At 50.1% G+C, this 17,852-nt stretch carries 17 protein-coding genes and 1 tRNA gene; 12 read left to right on the forward strand and 6 right to left on the reverse strand.

Annotated elements, in window-relative coordinates; all coding sequences use genetic code 11:
- Positions 1-17 precede the first annotated feature (17 nt).
- Positions 18-797 (reverse strand): AraC family transcriptional regulator, encoded by a 780-nt coding sequence (locus L2712_RS17880; RefSeq protein ID WP_283104919.1) that lies wholly within the window; start codon positions 795-797, stop codon positions 18-20.
- A 246-nt stretch (positions 798-1,043) separates the two neighbouring features.
- Here L2712_RS17880 and nadE point away from each other — a divergent pair, with 246 nt between their 5' ends.
- The gene (gene nadE / locus L2712_RS17885; RefSeq protein WP_346347574.1) at positions 1,044-1,877 is read left to right on the forward strand and encodes an NAD(+) synthase; all 834 of its coding nucleotides are present in this window, start codon (positions 1,044-1,046) and stop codon (positions 1,875-1,877) included.
- Between the two features lie 140 nt (positions 1,878-2,017).
- Here nadE and L2712_RS17890 read toward each other — a convergent pair whose 3' ends face one another.
- Complete coding sequence (locus L2712_RS17890; RefSeq protein WP_248978588.1) at positions 2,018-2,476, reverse strand: DUF6942 family protein; 459 nt, start codon at positions 2,474-2,476, stop codon at positions 2,018-2,020.
- Between the two features lie 91 nt (positions 2,477-2,567).
- On the opposite strand from L2712_RS17890, the gene L2712_RS17895 reads away from it, so the two are divergent.
- Positions 2,568-4,052, forward strand: a complete 1,485-nt coding sequence (locus L2712_RS17895; RefSeq protein ID WP_248978589.1) for an alpha/beta hydrolase — start codon at positions 2,568-2,570, stop codon at positions 4,050-4,052.
- A 40-nt stretch (positions 4,053-4,092) separates the two neighbouring features.
- Here the strand turns inward: L2712_RS17895 and L2712_RS17900 are convergent, their stop codons facing one another.
- The 4 genes from L2712_RS17900 to L2712_RS17915 all read right to left on the reverse strand — a co-directional run bounded on the left by L2712_RS17900 (position 4,093) and on the right by L2712_RS17915 (position 8,935).
- The gene (locus L2712_RS17900) at positions 4,093-6,273 is read right to left on the reverse strand and encodes a sensor domain-containing diguanylate cyclase (RefSeq protein ID WP_248978590.1); all 2,181 of its coding nucleotides are present in this window, start codon (positions 6,271-6,273) and stop codon (positions 4,093-4,095) included.
- Between the two features lie 320 nt (positions 6,274-6,593).
- Positions 6,594-6,670, reverse strand: a tRNA-Pro gene (locus L2712_RS17905).
- Between the two features lie 149 nt (positions 6,671-6,819).
- Positions 6,820-8,607 carry a DUF3413 domain-containing protein gene (locus L2712_RS17910; protein ID WP_248978591.1) on the reverse strand — a complete coding sequence of 596 codons (1,788 nt, stop codon included), beginning with the start codon at positions 8,605-8,607 and terminating at the stop codon, positions 6,820-6,822.
- Positions 8,608-8,719: 112 nt separating this feature from the next.
- On the reverse strand, positions 8,720-8,935 hold the full coding sequence (locus L2712_RS17915; protein WP_033540028.1) for a YejL family protein: 216 nt from the start codon (positions 8,933-8,935) through the stop codon (positions 8,720-8,722).
- 76 nt (positions 8,936-9,011) lie between these two features.
- Here L2712_RS17915 and yejK point away from each other — a divergent pair, with 76 nt between their 5' ends.
- The 10 genes from yejK to L2712_RS17965 all read left to right on the forward strand — a co-directional run bounded on the left by yejK (position 9,012) and on the right by L2712_RS17965 (position 17,850).
- Positions 9,012-10,043: a nucleoid-associated protein YejK gene (gene yejK / locus L2712_RS17920; RefSeq protein WP_248978592.1), complete on the forward strand. Its 1,032-nt coding sequence runs from the start codon at positions 9,012-9,014 to the stop codon at positions 10,041-10,043.
- A gap of 181 nt (positions 10,044-10,224) precedes the next feature.
- Complete coding sequence (locus tag L2712_RS17925) at positions 10,225-11,106, forward strand: 6-carboxytetrahydropterin synthase (RefSeq protein WP_248978593.1); 882 nt, start codon at positions 10,225-10,227, stop codon at positions 11,104-11,106.
- A gap of 17 nt (positions 11,107-11,123) precedes the next feature.
- On the forward strand, positions 11,124-11,957 hold the full coding sequence (locus tag L2712_RS17930) for a M23 family metallopeptidase (RefSeq protein ID WP_248978594.1): 834 nt from the start codon (positions 11,124-11,126) through the stop codon (positions 11,955-11,957).
- 244 nt (positions 11,958-12,201) lie between these two features.
- Positions 12,202-12,843, forward strand: coding sequence for an LON peptidase substrate-binding domain-containing protein (locus L2712_RS17935; RefSeq protein WP_248978595.1), 642 nt, complete (start codon positions 12,202-12,204; stop codon positions 12,841-12,843).
- Positions 12,844-12,900: 57 nt separating this feature from the next.
- Positions 12,901-13,539 carry a sigma-70 family RNA polymerase sigma factor gene (locus L2712_RS17940; RefSeq protein WP_248978596.1) on the forward strand — a complete coding sequence of 213 codons (639 nt, stop codon included), beginning with the start codon at positions 12,901-12,903 and terminating at the stop codon, positions 13,537-13,539.
- Positions 13,532-14,293, forward strand: a complete 762-nt coding sequence (locus L2712_RS17945) for a ChrR family anti-sigma-E factor (protein WP_033540023.1) — start codon at positions 13,532-13,534, stop codon at positions 14,291-14,293. The genes L2712_RS17940 and L2712_RS17945 overlap by 8 nt, the downstream gene beginning before the upstream one ends.
- A gap of 36 nt (positions 14,294-14,329) precedes the next feature.
- The gene (locus L2712_RS17950; RefSeq protein ID WP_248978597.1) at positions 14,330-15,274 is read left to right on the forward strand and encodes a YbgA family protein; all 945 of its coding nucleotides are present in this window, start codon (positions 14,330-14,332) and stop codon (positions 15,272-15,274) included.
- Positions 15,271-16,677 carry a deoxyribodipyrimidine photo-lyase gene (gene phrB / locus L2712_RS17955; protein ID WP_248978598.1) on the forward strand — a complete coding sequence of 469 codons (1,407 nt, stop codon included), beginning with the start codon at positions 15,271-15,273 and terminating at the stop codon, positions 16,675-16,677. Before L2712_RS17950 ends, phrB begins: the two co-directional genes overlap by 4 nt.
- Before the next feature lie 13 nt (positions 16,678-16,690).
- On the forward strand, positions 16,691-17,122 hold the full coding sequence (locus tag L2712_RS17960; protein ID WP_248978599.1) for a nuclear transport factor 2 family protein: 432 nt from the start codon (positions 16,691-16,693) through the stop codon (positions 17,120-17,122).
- An 11-nt stretch (positions 17,123-17,133) separates the two neighbouring features.
- The gene (locus tag L2712_RS17965; RefSeq protein ID WP_248978628.1) at positions 17,134-17,850 is read left to right on the forward strand and encodes an SDR family NAD(P)-dependent oxidoreductase; all 717 of its coding nucleotides are present in this window, start codon (positions 17,134-17,136) and stop codon (positions 17,848-17,850) included.
- The last annotated feature ends 2 nt before the right edge of the window (positions 17,851-17,852 follow it).

Below are 17,852 nucleotides of genomic sequence, written 5' to 3' on the forward strand. Positions count from 1 at the left end.
CATCTGGTTTCACAGACCTAAGCCGTGACCAGTTTTTGAAAATGTGCAGGTGTGGTTAAAAATGCCCGCTTAAAGGCCTTGTTGAAATGGCTCTGATCGAAGAAGCCCAGTTCATAGGCTGTGCTGATCGCACTGTCGCCGCGCATCAGCGCCTTCTTGGCATATTCCAGCCTGAGGCGTTTAAGATAGGCATGGGGCGTCATGCCGGTGGCCGCCTTGAATTGACGCAGAAACTGAAACTTACTCAGCCCAACAGAGAGTGCCAACTGCTCAAGATCGAACTCCTGATCCAGTCCTTCATGAAATTGCTGTTTTATCTGCTCAAGTTGCAAGCCGCTCAATTTAGCCCGGTTTCCTGGCAGGTTGTGCAATTGACCATGACGATAAAAGAGTTCGCTGATAAATCCCAGCAGTAAGGTTTCGGCTTCAAGGGCGCTGGTACTTTGCTGGTAATGGGTCAGCTGTCTGTGCAGCTGGATAAAGTAGGTTCTGAGTCTGGCATCGTCTAACAGCGGCGCACTGAAATAGAGCTCGCTCTGGTTTAGGGCATCGCCTACCTGTTTTACATAGCTGGTGGGTAGGGACATCACTAGGGCTTCATAGCCTGTGTCGGTGATGCTTTGGCCATTGTGGCTCTCGTCTGGGTTGAGTGTGGAGAGGTTGCCTGGCGTCAGGCGGTACTCGCATCCCTTATGGTGATAACGTTGCCCTCCGCGGCAGACGACACCTATGTGATAGTCAAGATGCACATGTTTCTCGAAGACAAAGTGGGTAAATTGGGCGCGGCTGAGCTCCATCTCTTTTAAGATGCTCGATTGCCAATAATCAATTTTTTCTACCGTGCCAGACAAGATGATTCCACTGTGCTGTTGATTCTCTGGCCAGTGTAGCCTAGCGACTTTTCCCGTGACTAGTAAATAATTGCAGATTCACGGCGGATTTATTGTTCAAGGCTATGCTTTGGTCGTGAATTTCCCGATGATTTGGCTCATAATGGACAGCCGAGAATAACGCTGATAATTAACCAAATTGGAGTCGGACCAGTGAAAGGACAGATCATACGTGAAATGAAGGTGCAGCCCCATATTGAAGTGGAATATGAGGTACAAAGACGTGTTGCCTTTATTAAAGCGAAACTCAAAGAGGCACGCGCTACCAGTCTAGTACTTGGGATAAGCGGTGGCGTCGATTCTTCCCTGGCGGGCCGCTTGTGCCAATTGGCCGTGGATGAGCTTAACAGCGAAGGCGAGTTTGAGGGAAGCTATCAGTTTATCGCGGTAAGATTACCTTTTAAGGTTCAAAAAGATGAGGACGAGGCTCAGTTAGCCTGTCAGTTTATCCAGCCCAGCAAACTGGTGACGGTAAACATAGGTGAAGGGGTTGAAGGGATCCACCATCAAACCTTAGCTGGACTAGAGACTGCCGGCGTCATCTCTCATCCTCAAAGCAGTGTCGATTTCGTTAAAGGCAATGTGAAAGCCAGAATGCGTATGATTGCCCAGTATGAGATCGCGGGTCTCACCGGTGGCCTGGTGGTGGGGACAGACCATAGCGCCGAGAATATCACTGGCTTTTATACCAAGTGGGGAGATGGCGCCTGCGATCTTGCACCCCTATTTGGTCTGAGTAAACGTCAGGTGCGTCAGCTGGCGGCTTCGCTGGGCGCGCCAGCTATCTTGGTGAATAAGGCGCCTACGGCGGATCTAGAGTGCGACCAACCCCAGCTAGAAGACGAAGTTGCCCTTGGACTAACCTATGATCAGATTGATGACTTTCTTGAAGGCAAGCCTGTGGATGCCGCTGTCGAGGCGCGGCTGATCGCTATTTACAATGCAACCCAGCATAAGCGTAAGCCTATCCCGACCCTGTATGATTGATAGGGAATATGATTGATAGGGAATATGATTGATAGGGAATATGATTGCTAGGGAATATCATTGATTGAGATTAAGCAGATTAAAGGCGCCAATGGCGCCTTTTTTACTATGACTCTCTGGTTAGACGAAGCAAGATAGCGCTAGTTAAATTGAGTCAGTTGTTGACGCAGCGACTCAATCAAGACATTTGGGCACTGGCGATAATCCAGGTAGGGCAGGCAGTATACCTGACCGGCGGTTAGGCTCTGGTGCGAAAACTGCTGCGGCTGCGTAAGGGGCTGAAGCCCTAGGGCGATAGCGCTTTGTTGTCCGCAGATAAAATGCTCGCTGGCGTAGGGGCTTAGCTGCGCTGCGCCAAAACGTATCTGTTCATTGTGTTTGAGTAACAGATTCAAGTAGGGGCGCCACTGGGGGCCTGGTGCACAGATCTTGGCCATGATCACTAAGATCTTACGCCAATGGTTGCCATTGAGAGCGATAAGGCTGTCCAGGCTGCCTGGCTGCTCACATTGCCAATCGGGTGGCAGTGCAGGGGGATTGGGCAGGTAAAAGCAGCGCTTGGCCTTAGGCTGGCCTAAAGCGTTCACATTGTGAGGCATATTACTCATTCCTTGGCGTTTGGGGCTGGAGTTTACGCAATAAAGCCGTGTATGTTAATGGGTAACGCAAAAGGAGCCGCGGTTTTTCATTATGAAGACATTTCTTATTCATTCGACCAAACATCTTACTATTGCTATCACTTATGCCTGTGTCGGTATCGTCAGTGCAGCGCTGGCGTTTGGGATCTGGTTTTTAAATGCCCGTCCAGATCTCTCGTTATGGCATACCACCCACCTTGAACATCAATTTCGCCTGGACAAGCAGGTAGAAGATTTTCGCGAGTACCAGTCCCTTGAGGCCAAGCTGTTTGACGAGGTGGAACGTAAGGTTTATCACAAGACCCAGAACTGGGTGGAACAACCTCTCAATCGCTATGTACATGGTAGCTATGCCGATCCCGATAATTGGTTAACGGCATGGAATCGCAGTTATGAGTGGCCAAATGCCAAGGCAGAGTTTGGTGTCTTGTTGCTGCATGGCATGTCAGACTCTCCCTACGCCTTGTCTCATTTCGCGACTCATTTTAAATCAAGCGCTCACCTGGTGGGGCTGAGATTACCCGGTCATGGCACCATCCCCTCGGGATTGGTTGATCTCACCTGGCAAGAGATGGCGAAGGCGGTCTCTCTGGCTACTGAGCACCTTAAGGCGCAATTAGTCGATAAGCCAATTTATGTGGTGGCGTTTTCAACCGGGGCGGCGCTTGCATTAAACCATGAACTCGAGGCGCTAAAGCGCGGCGACGATACCAGTTATCGGGGGATGATTTTTCTTTCGCCTGCTATCGGTCTGTCACCTGTGGCGGCGGCTGCCAAGTGGCAAGACAAGTTAGGGCAGTTGCTGGGGCTGGAGAAACTCAGCTGGAACTCTATTTTGACCGAATATGATCCCTTCAAGTACAACTCCTTTGCGGTGAATGCTGGGGATGTGGTGTACCAGTTAGCCGAGCATAATCAGCGTCTAATGGATGGACTCTCGCCAGAGGTTTTGGCTCAGCTTGGCAGTGTTCTCACCTTTCAGTCTGTCGCCGACAGCACGGTATCGACCCCCGCCGTGGTAAGAGATCTCTATCAACGTTTGTCGGTAAAAGATCATCAATTGGTGCTGTTTGATATTAATCGGTTGACGATAAATCAGGCCTTGGTAGTCAAAGACCCCTTTCTCAGTCTGTTGCCTGTATTGCAACCCGATACACCAAGTTTCGATATGACGTTAGTGCAGAACCGGCAAGAGCCTGGGGAATCCAAACGTATTGCCGAAGTTGAGGCTAATCGCTATCGACCCGATCAGGCGGTTGAGCAACTGCCCTTAGGCCTAAGTTGGCCAACAGGGGTTTATTCTCTGTCCCATGTTGCCTTACCTTATCCGGCGACAGATAACTTGTATGGTATTGAGTTTGATAAAGGGATCGACAGGGTACAGATAGGCGCCGCTGCGGCCCGTGGCGAGCGGGGGATCTTAGGTGTGTCACCCGGAGAAATACTCAGGCAGAAGTGGAACCCCTTCTTTCCTTACGTGCTGCAGCGTGTGGACAGCTTTATTGCCGATAGAGAAGCCACCACTGATAATAAATGAGTCAAGGTCTGCACTTTACTCATTGTGAGTGGTCTGTCTATTAAACTTGAAAAGCTTCTATCTGATCGTCGTCCGATAGCAGGGAGCAGACTACACGATTACGGCCGTTCTCTTTAGCTTCATACAGATTGAGATCGGCCATCTTAAACCAGTGGTCAATATCCTTCATATAGCCAGCATTGCTAATCACTGCGCCGATACTGACGGTGAGCGCGATCTCCTGCTCTCCTTGGATAGTTATTTTATGGTTAGCCACCACCTCTTTAAACTGGTTGAGGTGTTGCTCTACCTGAAGGGCGTTGCATTGCGGCAATATCACCAGAAACTCTTCACCGCCATAGCGGGAGACGATATCAGTATCTCGTTTAAAGAATTGTCGCATCAGTTGTGCCATGGCGATGAGCGCGGTATCGCCCGCCTGATGGCCGTAGGTGTCGTTGATCTGCTTAAAGTGGTCGATATCTATGATGCAGAAGGCCAAGGCAGCACAGCTGCGTTTACACAGATCGTGTATCGGTTCGAAATGCTGCTCGAGATAGCGGCGATTAAAGAGCTGAGTCAGTTCGTCTCGCTCGGCCAGAGACTGCAGCTTACGGTTAACCTCTTCAAGCTCTACCGTACGCAGCGCCACTTTCTCCTCTAGTTCCAGTTGGTAGCTTATGAGTTCCTGTTTGCTCTTCTGTATGCTAGTGGAGAGGGCAAAGATCTCCCTTGGCGCTGAATCTAACTGGATCTCATCACTGTGTTCAGCCATGCCCCATTGACTGAATTTCTGGGCGATGGTTTCCAGCGGCTGTGTTAAGCGGCGACTAATCACCTTGATCAACAAGATGGTAATGATAAAGGCTAGAAATAGCACGCTGAAGGTAGTCAGGTATTGATGTTCTACCTGTTTTACCAGCGGCGAGAAGGGCATGACCACATAGAGCGACCAGCCGTTCTTTAACACATATTTGGCGTAGGCAAACTCGGGGTTAGCGCTGTCGAGTTGGTGAATATTGATCATATTCAGGCTGGTACGATAAAGGTGGCCTGAGGTGTTGACCTTAAGCGGGGTTAGGGGGGCCAGCTTGAGTGATTCCGAGGCATAGATCACCAGATTATTCTCATCGGTCAACATCATGGCCTGTTCATTAAATTCGCGATTGCGCTCATCTATGCTGGCAAACTTAGTTAAGTTTAACGAGCCTTCGATAATGCCAATAGGATTAATAGGGTTGTCGTAAGCGTACAGTGGCGCACTAATGGCAACGATAGGATCACTTCCAAATCCTCGCCCGAGAAAGGCCGGTGACACGAAAGTCAGCTGGTTATAGAAGGACTCTTGAAAATAGTGCCTGTCCATGACGCTGAGGCTCTTGTTTGCGATCGCGTCTTTGTCCAGTCGTGAGGTAGGGCTAGCGGCTGAGATCACCCCTTTGTCATCGGCGATAAGCATAGAGATAAAAAATGGGTAGCTTTGATGCAGTTTTGATAGTAATCCCTGCCACTCGCCCGGATCGTATTTAGACAGGCTTAACCAGCGCGCCGCATTATCGATGGCGTTAATATGGCCATCGATAAAACTTTCGGTCGCTTTCCCCAGATGAGCGGCCGAGTCCTCCAGATTGAGTTTCACATCTTTCTGCTGTTGTTCGATGGCGTTGTTGTTGAAGATCAGCGCCGAGACTAGCAGTGCCAGGGTTAATACCTGGGTAAAGGTGTAGGTGAGCTGAGCATTGAAACTCTTACGTTTTCGATTAACTAACTTGTCTTTAATATGCAGATGGGCCGGCAGCAGGGTTACCACCATGACCCCCAGAGCGGTGTAAAGTATGCCGTTGATCCCCTGTTTCAGGGTGATAAAACTCATATAGCTATTTGGCAGTTGAAATACTAAGTGGGCATACAGGTAGAAGATGGGCATCCCAAGCAGTAACCAAAAAGTGATGTCGGCGTACAGAGTATAAAACTCCTTGCGCCGCGCATAACCTAGCCAGAGGGCTTCTATGGGGAAAAGCAGGAACATATGCCAGCTCTCCCAGGTAATAAAGAGGCCGATGGCGCATAACATGGCGGTGAGCAGGGCATACCAGGGGCCGAGAAAAATGGCCACGATCACGAAGAAGAGATTACCTATAATAAGTTGCTGGTTGCCAAACAGAGGGATAGGCGACAGGTTAACCAGAAGGCCGAGGCCACCCAGCAGCATTGCAAAACCAAGATGATTCTTATTGATCAATGATATTCTTCCCTATCTAAGCTCCATGGCTACAGCCGCCCAGTGATGCCTCTTGGGCTGTTATATGAAGTGTAAGTGAATCACTAGTTAATTGCTAACCAAATGTTTCTTATCACTCTTTTGTGGTTGCAGTCGATAGGTGTTTGCGATAGAGAGCGCTTGTTTTGCCTCTCGAGGCTGACGATTTATGGGGATGAATCGATATTGGTCTTGTGAAAGTGAGTGCACCATCATTGCCTTTGATAGCGGACGGGATTTCACTGTCAATGCGCAAATCCCAGACAGCAAAAAGCCAGCTTTTCAGCTGGCTTTTTAGTATTTGGTCGGTATGAGAGGATTCGAACCTCCGACCCCTGACACCCCATGACAGTGCGCTACCGGGCTGCGCTACATACCGATTTTATCCAAAGCAGCAAAGACTTGGGGTCTGCTCTGAACACGCCGAACTTTATCAAGTCGTTTGCGCCAGTGCAAGCCTTTCAACTGCGGAGCATGATCGACTGGCTAGTTTATAGTCGTTAGCCGCTCAGCTTAAGTACTAGGTCGCTAGTGATTATAGAAACGACGCCCTTCGCGCATTACCTGAATGAGTTCAGGTGCACTGATCTTCTTGTTGTGAAGGCGCTTCCTATAGTCACGATCATAGATACGATATTTGCCGTGTCGGTCGATCACTGTGATCTCATCTTCTTGATAGATACCAAATACCAAGTTATCGCCAATATAGGTCCAGTTTTCACTCTGAGGCTGCAAAATACTGCGCCCGGCGCTGTAGTCGGTGGCCTTATTGGTGCAATCGAGCAGCTGGGTCATTAGGGTCGGTACGACACCATAGTGGCTGCTAGGGTAGCTGACCGTCTTGTCATACTGCATATCGGGCCAGTGGATGATCATTGGCACATGCACATTCGCCGGAGACAGATTGCCCCGTTGGTTATCGTTGTCGCTAGTAAAGGCTTTACCAGATACGCCTGTGATCATGACAAAGGTACTGCTTGGCAGACGTTCGAGCAGGCGTTGTAGCTGCTTGTCGATAAAATTCAGTGATTGGCGATATTGATTAAACAGTACCTTTTGCGCCGGTTTTAGCGGCGTCGCGGGTTTCACCGTCTCAATGCCTAAGAAGCCTACGGGCGTGTCGTAACTGTCTGGGCTTTGCAGATTGATCAGGGCAAACCAGGGCTTGTCCTGCTGGGTCTGCCACTGATTAAAGCTATCGATAGACTGAATATCGGCATCAGCGACACCGCTGCTAAGGGAATGCAGGTGTGGCGTAAAGTCTTGATAGATGGCATGAGGCACCTGACTCTCCACCTCTGGGGCGAACCTAGCTAGGCTGTAGCCAAGCTTAACCAGTTCCTGGGTAAAGACAGGGGGGCGGTAGTTTAGGTCTTCGGCGGTAATATAACTGCCTTGCAGGCCATAGAGCAGTGAGAACATGCCGCTGGCGTGCATATTGCCACCGCTCAGGTGCTGCTTAAATTCGTGATTAGCCTGGCCATATGTATACAGAAACGGCATGGTCTCTTTGTCTACCAGATCGGCTCTGAAGCCATCGATGGCGATGACTAACATATTGGTATCAGCATCGGCGCTGCATTGCAGTGGCTTAATAGGGTAATTCAGTGTGGGTTGCAGCTTACTTGGATCTTGTTCTTTGCTACCTTTTTCAATGCCGTGGCTTTCCATGAAAGAGCGAGCTGTTGCCGGATAAGAGAGCGGATAAGCGTCATCCAGACGAGTGATCTCTGTGATGTCTGCAGCATCTGCCCAGATATGGATAAGGTGACTACTAACAAAACAGAGGCCGATCACCAGCACCACTTTGGAGCCATAATTGGATTTACGGATCTTTTCTATCCGTTTCCACAGGAAGTTAGCCGCAGTAAGTTCAAGAATGATGATCCCTAGGGGAGTAACGATATAGGATGTGCCCTGCAACAGGGCGTTAATATCGGCCCAGGCAATGTCGAACACAAAAGGACTAAGGTGCAGGCCGTAGTCGTCATAAATCAGGGTGTCATACAGCAAGATACAGAGCCCTAGGGTCGCCGCAAAGGCTCCTAGCCCACGCAATATCTTGGAGTAGGGGAGTAATAGGGTGATGGGGAACAGCACCACCAGATAGACGATAAAGGCGAGAAAACTGAAGTGCCCTAGGGTGCTGATGGCCAGATAGCTCCAGCCTATCCAGGACTCGGGCGCGCCAACGGTTTCAATATAACGGACGCCGACAATCATCGCCAAGAAGCCATTGAAGAAGGCGAACCAGTGCCCCCAGCTGACTAAGCGTGACACGCGATCACGGCCCATCTCTTTTTTTCGCTCGATCATAGGGATCCGTTATTAGTTGAAATACTTGTCTATCTTAATTTTTTTTAAGGCGTATTGGCCAGTTTTTTGCGAATAAAAACAGGATTTTTACTGCGCAAGAGTGGCATCAACCTTAGCTTTTCACCGATTGAGTCAAGGCTTTGGCAAATTGCTCGGCCACTTGTAGGCGAGCCTCTTCGGGCACCTTGCGGTGAAGCAGGTCGGTGACACAGTTACCCAGTACCATGAGGCTTAAGTCGGTAGGCGCCTGATGCTTGTCGAGTACCGCCAGGATCTCGGCGATAACGGCTTCTACCTGGGTGTTTGAATATTTTGATTGGATAGCCATATTTAAAATTTTTTCACTTTAATTTGAAATAGCAGCATATAATAACGGATTTCTACCAACATCACTATCGAGGCTTATGAGTATTAACGTCGAACAAGCAATTATTCACGCAATATCCCAAGATGGCGAAGGCCAACTTAGCTGTCGATTGCGCCCACAACCGCTATTAAATAGCCAGGCGGTTGAAACCATGCTCGAAGAGCTACATCAAACCTACACCAGCAAATCGGGCAAAGGGTTTGGCCATTTTGGTACCCATGGCGAAGATGGTGAAGCCAATCCCAAGTTTAAAGAGGCCTTAAGTAGTTACTTGGGTGGCGAACTGGGCTTCGTTGAGTTTTCCGGTTTGGCGGGGAAACTGTTGCAGGAAGAGTTGGCCAAATATGACTTTAGCCAAGGCGGCTTTTTGCTGATGGCCTGCTACACCTATATGACCAGTGATTATCTGTTTGTGTCGCTGCTTAATGCCAAGTCGTCGATGACTGTGCTCGACGATATGGAGCTGTCACAAAATACCCATTTGGATCTGAACAATGTGCAGTTGGCGGCCCGTATCGACCTGACCGAGTGGCAGGCCGATCCTGATTCACTTAAATATATCTCCTTCGTGCGTGGCCGCGCCGGTCGTAAGGTCGCCGATTTTTTCCTCGACTTCATGGGATGTGTCGAAGGGGTTAACACCAAGGCACAAAACAAGTCGCTGATGAATGCGGTTGAAGATTTTGTCGCCAGCAGCGAGTTGACCAAAGATGAGCGTCAACAGTGCCGTGAGAAAGTGTTCGAATATTGCACTGAGCGGGTGGATTCCGGCGCCGATATTCAGCTCAAAGATCTGGCTGATGAACTGGCCGATGCGGGGATGGATTCTTTCTATGACTTCGCCCAAGGCGGAGACTATGAGCTAGAAGATGAGTTTCCCGGCGATAAGCCTACCCTGCGTCAGCTGAAGAAGTTTTCGGGCACAGGCGGTGGTGTCACTATCAGTTTCGATGGTCAGCATCTGGGTGAGCGGGTGATCTATGACCCTATCTCAGACTCGATTCTGATCAAAGGCGTGCCGGCTAACTTGAAAGATCAGTTAGATCGCCGCCTTAAGGGAGGTCAGTAAGTCCATTAACCTTATGATGCTTAAAGTGGGTCGGCTGGCTTAAGTGTTAAACGCTTGAGCCTGCGCGACTTGCTAAAATATCGCAGATGAGTTGAAATTATCTGTTGAAACTACTGGGTCCTCCGGCCGTTTGCCGATGGGACCAACTAAGGTGGACTGTTTTTCTGCCTACGGAGCGTAAATGCAACTTTTTGTTAGAGATTTAACCGTAATCGATTTTTCATACCTTTGCCCAATCCGTGGTATGGTAGGGGAGAGTTGGATTGTCGATGTGCTGCTCGATGGTGGCCTTGATGAGCAAAATATGGTGCTGGACTTTGCCAAGGTCAAACGCACGATAAAAAATACCATCGACGATGTTGCCGACCACAGATTGCTGATCCCCACGGCCTGCGCCGAAGTCAGATGGCAACAGCAAGGCGACCGTGTGTGGATGGATTTCAATAGCCTCCAGGGCGATATCCATCTTGCTTGTCCGGCACAGGCCTTTGCCCTTATCCCAACCGAGATCATCGATTTCGAGAGCGTTAACGCCTTCTTGCAAAAAGCCTTAAAAGAGGTGTTGCCAGAGAATGTGCAGGGTATCGCCCTGACGCTGCGCAACGAGCTGCATGAAACCCCTTACTATCATTATTCCCACGGCCTGAAGAAACATGACGGCAATTGCCAGCGTATCGCTCACGGTCATCGCAGCCCCATCAATGTGTTTGAAAATGGTATCGCGGCGCCAAAGTGGGATGAGTATTGGGCCCGCCGCTGGAAAGATATCTATCTGGGATCTGAAGAGGACTTAGTCGGGGTCGATGAGCTGGAGTTGTCGCCACAAACCACGGTAAGCGATGAAACTCATTATGGTTTTCACTATGTGGCACCCCAAGGCGATTTTCAGCTGGCCATGCCTAAGAAGCGCTGCGAGATCATTCCCCACGATACCACGGTAGAGCTGCTCGCAGACTTTATTGCCACAACCCTGGCAACTGAAAACCCTGAGAGTGACTTTAAGGTCATTGCCTATGAAGGGGTTGGCAAAGGCGCCATTGTGTCGAAAGGTATGAAGCGTTAAGAACAAAGGAGATTGATTTGAACTGGTTGCGAGCAGTCGTTGGATTAGCGTTACTTGGTACCGCCACTGGCGCCTTAGCCGAGGTGAGTCTGAGTGGCAAGATGGAGCAGGGGGCGCTTATTCGCGGCCAAGCCCAGTCTGGGACTCAGATCTGGTTAAATGGTGAGCCGGTCAAGGTGAGTCCCGAGGGATTGTTTGCCTTCGGTTTCGAGCGACAAGCCCCGCTTGAGCAGCAACTCAAACTGGTCTATCCCGATGGCCTGACGCAGATCATGCCGCTCAAGATAAGCGAGAAGGCCTATAAGATCGACAAGGTTAATGGTATCGCTAAGAAGATCATGAAGCCTGATCCAAAGGCGCTGGAACGCGCGGCGAAAGATAGCAAGCAGGTTAAGGCCGCTCGGGAAACCTTCTCGAGCCAGACCGCCTTTTCACAGCCGTTTATCTGGCCTCTGACCGGGCGGATCTCAGGGGTGTATGGCAGTCAGCGGGTATATAACGGCAAGCCGGGCAATCCTCACTATGGTGTCGACGTGGCGGCGAAGACAGGCACAGTCGTCGTGGCGCCGGCCGATGGGATTGTTACGCTTTCTGTCCCCGATATGTTTTATTCTGGTGGGACGCTGATTATTGATCATGGCTATGGTGTGAGCTCAAGCTTCCTGCATCTGAGCAAGCTTTATGTCGAGCCGGGCACCCAGATTAAACAGGGTCAGCCAATCGCCGAGGTGGGGGCTACCGGTAGGGCGACGGGGCCGCATCTCGATTGGCGTCTTAACTGGTTTCAGATGCGCCTCGATCCCGTCACAGTCGTGCCGCCCATGGCCAGCGTGGTAAAACAAGCCAAGTGATCAGTGCCGTAACCGCGTGATATCACTATAAAGCGACCTGAGGGTCGCTTTTTTTATGGCATTTATTATCTCTATTTACCGTTTCGTCACTTGGGTGATCGATACCCAAGGGGGTTACGTATCTTTTGTATCAGGTTTAAAGACTTGAGTGCGCTAGGTCATTAACCGTTTAACTGTTAGTTCCTGATTTATAGGCCTCGACTCTTTAAGCACTAATTTATCAAGAGATAATCCGAGAGTAATTGTGATTAAAGACCATGATAGCCAATCGCCTCGAGAGGGGCGCCAGAGCCAAATACCTGCACCCGCGGCCGAGCAAACCTTGGCAGTGTTCCCTTTGCCGCTGTTTATCCTGCCAGGCGGCGTGCAGCGACTGAAAATCTTCGAGCAGCGTTATATCAACATGGTTGCCCAGGCCAGTCGTCAAGGGGGCTTTGTGATTGCTCGCTACGATAAGCAGTTTGCATTTAATGTCCCTAATTGGGGCACTAAGGTGGAGATAGTGGATTTCCACACCAGCGAAGACGGTCTCTTGGTGATCGATGTTAAGGCTAAGCATCTGGTGAGCCTTGATGGCTTTTATCAGCAAGAGGATGGATTGTTGATGGCCAAAAGCCGCTACCGTGCTCACTGGCCAGACGATAGTCCGCTGACGAGAAGCGGTGAGCTGGGCCAGGCGCTGCAAGAACTGTTTGCTCAGCATCCTCAGCTCGCTGAGCTGTACCCGCAACCACAATTTAAGCAACTGGATTGGGTCTGCGCTCGCTTTTTAGAGATATTGCCTTTATCTTTGAATGAGAAAGAGAAATTTATTTTGCCCGGCAGTTTTCGTCAGGCTAAGTCCTTTCTCGATACATTAATTTTGGGACAAGACAAAATTAATTGATCCTTGTCGCTTGCACCAACGTATTGCTCCTTAAGTTTGGGTCATACGTGAGTAGAGATGCAGCAAATAACTAGTGCAAGCGCTCCAGATAAAGGGAGTGTAAAAATTAACAGTCACCTTGAGACGCAGGTGCCGGCCGAGCTGTCGAGCTGGCTCACATTAGTCGCTCAGACACGGGATAAACAGGCCTTTACCGAGCTGTTTCACTTTTTTGCACCCAAAATAAAACGCTTTGGGATTAAGCAGCTAGGCAACGAAGCCCAGGCAAGCGAACTGGTGCAAGAGACAATGAGCAATGTATGGCGCAAGGCTCATCTTTATGATGGCGACAAAGGCGCAGCGACCACTTGGGTCTATACCGTGATGCGCAACGCCGCATTCGATATGCTCAGGCGGGTAAAGGCGAAAGCCGAAATTAACCTGGGTGACGACATCTGGCCCCTAGAGCAGGCTCAAAGCCAGGTTCAAGAGGAGGTAGCAGAATTTTCCGATCACCTGATGGAAAAACAGATGCTTGCCTATGTTGACAGCCTTCCTGAAGCTCAACGTGCCGTGGTTAAAGGTGTGTACTATCAAGAGCTTTCCCAAGAGCAATTGGCACAACAGTTTGGTGTCCCCATTGGAACGATAAAGTCCAGACTAAGACTTGCCCTAGCGAAACTTAAACAGCAGATGGGAGACCAGCAGCATGATTAATTACCATCCCAACTCTGACGTCTTGGCGCAATTTGTCGCCGGTACCTTACCAGCTTCCGTATCCGTCGTGGTGGCCAGCCATGTAGAGCTTTGCGACCAGTGTAAACTGGCCGTGCAGGCTCTCACCGAGCAGGCCGCCATCGACGTCTTCGGCGAGATGACTGACGGGGTGACTGATGCGACTGAGCAGACCCAAGCCATAGAGGCGCTGTTTGATGACCTGGACAATTCATTGGGTTTTGAGGATTCATTGGGTGTAAGTAATTTAAATAGTTCCACTACAGTAGATGAGTTTGATGATTGCATCGCGGCCATCACGGCTCAGGAGAGTGACGACACTCGTCAGTTGCCACAAACCGTCACCGAAATTGCTGTCGCTGGTCAACGTATCCCGCTGCCAGGGGCGCTGAAATCGATCGCCTTGAAAGAGTGGCAAGGACTTGGCAAGTTATCTCGCTCACGTCTGGCGCTGGATGATGGCGAACTCAGGATGAGCTTACTGCATATAGACAAAGGTGGCAGCGTACCTTGTCATACCCACAAAGGGTTTGAGATCACTCTGCTGCTACAGGGTAGCTTTAGTGATGAGATGGGTGAATATCATAGAGGTGACTTCATCTGGCTTGATGGCGAACATACTCATCAACCCGTTACTCAAGAGGGGTGTGTCTGTCTGACGGTGTCCAGCGACGCCATTCATTTCACCCAGGGGATGAGTCAACTCTTAAACCCCATAGGACGATTTATCTACTAATCTCTGATAAGGCCCAATGTGCTAAGTGGAGGAGCCATGACAAAAAAGTTAAAGATTGGCATTAGTGCCTGCGTGATGGGAGAGCCGGTGCGTTTTGACAGAGGCCATAAGAGATCAGGCTTTTGTATGGAGCAGTTGGCTGATTTTGCCGAATTTAAGCCAGTTTGTCCCGAGATGGCCATTGGCCTGCCGGTGCCCAGACCGACGATAAGGCAGATCATCAGAGACAATATTATTACTGTCTCTCGCCCTGACGGCAGCGGAGATGTCACAGAAGACTTGAAGGCTTTTGGTGCTAAAGCGGCCCAAGGCTATAAGGGGTTAGCGGGTTTCGTGTTTTGTGCCAAGAGCCCAAGCTGCGGCATGGAGCGGGTTAAGGTGTATCACCACCACGGTAAAGGCTCTGAGTCTACCGGCGTGGGGATATTTGCCGAGCAGGTGATGAAGGCTAACCCCTTGTTACCCTGTGAAGAAAATGGCCGCCTGAACGACCCCATTATTCGGGAAAACTTCACGACACGTATCTTTACTTATCAGAAGTGGTTGGATCTGCAGGCTGAGGGGATCACCCGTCATAAGCTTATTCAGTTTCACAGTGCCCACAAATATCTGGTAATGAGCCATCATGTGGAGAGTTATCGTGCCTTGGGACGCCTGTTGGCGCGAGCCGATATCAGCATCGAGGAGCAAGCACAGCGTTATATCTCTGGCCTGATGGAAGCGCTCAAGCACAAGGCATCCCGTCGTAGTCACACCAATACACTGCAGCATCTACAAGGCTATTTTAAGCGTCAACTCGATGAGAAGAAGCGCCATGAACTGACCCAGGAGATCGCCGCCTATCGTGAGGGGCTGACGCCGTTGCTGGTGCCTTTGACACTGATCAAGCACTATCTGATTGAGTTTCCTAATGAGTATCTGCAGCAGCAGACTTACCTGAACCCTCATCCTAAGGAGTTGAGATTGAGGTATGGCTATTGAGTGCACTATTGTGGCTGAGGCGAGATTTTCGCGTCCATGATAACCCAGCCTTGACCGAGGCGTTGAGGCTGGGAGTGAAACAGGCACTCTTTATCGCGACCCCGGGCCAGTGGCAACACCATGACATGGCGCCGATAAAGGTCGATCTTATTCGTCGCCATCTTGCTCTGATGGCAAGTCAGTTAAAAGAGTATGGTATCGCGCTACAGGTGCTCACCGCGGCTGATTATACGCAGCAGGTAAACTTGCTTAACGACTTTTGTCAACGCCAGGGGATAAAGCTGCTGCTGGCCAACAGCGAACCTGAACTCGATGAGGTGATACGAGACAAGCAGCTGTTGGATACAGGCCTGGACCTAAGGTTGTGGCAAAACGATACTATCTTGCCCCCGGGGAGCGTACGCAACCAGCAGGGAGAGATGTTCAAGGTCTTTACCCCCTTTAAGAAGGCCTGGCTCAAGCATGTCACAAGTTCCGGCATTGAGTGTCTACCAACGCCAGCTAAACCCTCAACCCCTGTTTTGCAGACCACCCCTGATCTTACTCTTGAGTCGATTGAGTTTGACTATCCCAAGGTAGATTCGAGTCGTTGGCCAGATAGTGCTCAGGTGATGGAGAACCTGTTACCGAGTTTCTGGGAAGACAAACTGCTCGATTATGCTGAGCGGCGGGATTTTCCAGCTATCAAGGGCACTTCAGGACTTTCTCCCTATCTGGCGATTGGCGCGATTAGCCCACGCTGGTTGGCATTGCAACTGGTGCAGCGCCACCCTGAGGTGATCTATGACATGCAGCATGGGGCCTTTAGTTGGCTTAATGAGTTGATCTGGCGTGACTTTTATAAGCATCTGCTGTTTCACTTTCCTGAGCTTATCAAGGGCAAAAGTTTTCAGCCCAAGTATCAGTCGCTGCCTTGGCCCAATAACCAGGCTCACTTTCAGGCTTGGTGCGAAGGTCGCACAGGTTATCCCATTGTGGACGCGGCGATGAAACAGCTTCGACACACCGGCTGGATGCACAATCGACTGCGCATGATAGTGGCTAGCTTTTTGACTAAACACCTGCTGGTGGATTGGCACTGGGGTGAACGTTTCTTTATGCAGCATCTCATTGACGGTGATTTCAGTGCCAATAACGGCGGTTGGCAGTGGGCTGCAAGTACAGGTTGTGATGCTCAGCCTTACTTTAGGATCTTTAATCCCATTACTCAGAGTCAGAAATTTGATCCTCAAGGTCAGTTTATTCGTAAGTATCTACCAGAGCTTAATGATGTGCCGGATAAGCAGATTCACTTTCCCCATGAATATTTAGAGAGTCAGGGAAAGATGGGTATCTACCCGGCGCCGATAGTCGATCACAAGGCGGCGCGCTTGCGGGCCTTAGCCTTTTATAAAGTGGAATAGGAAAATAAAGACGATGACGCAGGCATTATGGTTACAAAACTTTATCGCCGTGTATGGCGAACTGGGGACAGATAACCTGGAGGCGCTGCGTCAGGTCTATCATCCCGAGGTTGAATTTGTCGATCCTCTCCATAATCTCAAGGGGCTAGAGGAGTTGCTGGACTATTTTGACGGTCTCTATTTGCAGGTGGTCAGCTGTGATTTCACTATCGATCATGTCATCGAGCAACAAAGTGAAGCCGCTGTCTACTGGACCATGACGTTTAGGCACAAGCAATTAAACGCAAGCCAACCTATTGAGGTGGAAGGGCATTCACGACTCGGCGCCAAAGATAATAAGGTGATCTACCACAGGGACTATTTTGATTTGGGCACCATGCTGTATGAGCACCTGCCCGTGTTAGGTAGCATTATTCTTGCGGTCAAGCGCCGAGCAGTCAAATAGGGGATCAGATGATGAATGTAATGATCACTGGCGCCACTTCTGGCATAGGGCAGCAGTTAGCTTTGGCTTACGCCAAAGCGGGCGATAAGGTACTGGCCTGCGGCCGTAGTCAGGCCAAACTTGCCACCCTCACGGCGAGCCAGCCCAATATCAGTGGTTTGTGTTTCGATCTGCTGCAATATGATAGTTACCCTCAGCCCGATCCTAGTCAGGGGCCGCTGGATCTCTTGATCCTTAACGCTGGTGATTGTGAGTACATAGACGATGCACTCAACTTTGATGCAGAGCGTTTCGACAAGATAATCAATATTAACCTTATCTCTATAGGCTATGCGTTACAGGCGTGGCTGCCATTAATGGCACCCGGTGGTCGTTTGGTGCTGATAAGCTCCAGCGCACAACTGCTGGCCCTGCCGCGTGCCGAGGCTTATGGTGCCTCTAAGGCGGGACTGAGTTATCTGGCCAGAGTGTTGGCAATCGATTTGGCAAAACATGATATTGCCGTAACCCTAGTACACCCAGGGTTTGTTCAGACTCCGCTGACGGATCGTAATACCTTTGCTATGCCGATGATCATCAGCGCCGAGTCGGCTGCCGAAACCATTGTACGAGGCATTGCCAAGGGCAAGAGCGAGATCCGCTTCCCACGCCTGTTTGTATTTATGATGCGCCTGCTTGCGCTGCTACCTTTCCCTCTCTGGCGCCGTCTGGCATTAAGGATGGTATAACA

This window comes from Shewanella marisflavi (assembly GCF_023283925.1).
Taxonomy (GTDB): domain Bacteria; phylum Pseudomonadota; class Gammaproteobacteria; order Enterobacterales; family Shewanellaceae; genus Shewanella; species Shewanella marisflavi.

What these genes read in the sequence shown, in the direction of transcription:
- L2712_RS17945 (WP_033540023.1), top strand. Translation starts at nt 13,532, where the DNA reads ATGATTAATTACCATCCCAACTCTGACGTCTTGGCGCAATTTGTCGCC.
- L2712_RS17960 (WP_248978599.1), top strand. Translation starts at nt 16,691, where the DNA reads ATGACGCAGGCATTATGGTTACAAAACTTTATCGCCGTGTATGGCGAA.
- L2712_RS17915 (WP_033540028.1), bottom strand. Translation starts at nt 8,935, where the DNA reads ATGGCTATCCAATCAAAATATTCAAACACCCAGGTAGAAGCCGTTATC.
- L2712_RS17925 (WP_248978593.1), top strand. Translation starts at nt 10,225, where the DNA reads ATGCAACTTTTTGTTAGAGATTTAACCGTAATCGATTTTTCATACCTT.
- L2712_RS17940 (WP_248978596.1), top strand. Translation starts at nt 12,901, where the DNA reads ATGCAGCAAATAACTAGTGCAAGCGCTCCAGATAAAGGGAGTGTAAAA.
- L2712_RS17965 (WP_248978628.1), top strand. Translation starts at nt 17,134, where the DNA reads ATGAATGTAATGATCACTGGCGCCACTTCTGGCATAGGGCAGCAGTTA.
- L2712_RS17910 (WP_248978591.1), bottom strand. Translation starts at nt 8,607, where the DNA reads ATGATCGAGCGAAAAAAAGAGATGGGCCGTGATCGCGTGTCACGCTTA.
- L2712_RS17880 (WP_283104919.1), bottom strand. Translation starts at nt 797, where the DNA reads ATGGAGCTCAGCCGCGCCCAATTTACCCACTTTGTCTTCGAGAAACAT.
- yejK (WP_248978592.1), top strand. Translation starts at nt 9,012, where the DNA reads ATGAGTATTAACGTCGAACAAGCAATTATTCACGCAATATCCCAAGAT.
- L2712_RS17895 (WP_248978589.1), top strand. Translation starts at nt 2,568, where the DNA reads ATGAAGACATTTCTTATTCATTCGACCAAACATCTTACTATTGCTATC.
- L2712_RS17890 (WP_248978588.1), bottom strand. Translation starts at nt 2,476, where the DNA reads ATGCCTCACAATGTGAACGCTTTAGGCCAGCCTAAGGCCAAGCGCTGC.
- L2712_RS17950 (WP_248978597.1), top strand. Translation starts at nt 14,330, where the DNA reads ATGACAAAAAAGTTAAAGATTGGCATTAGTGCCTGCGTGATGGGAGAG.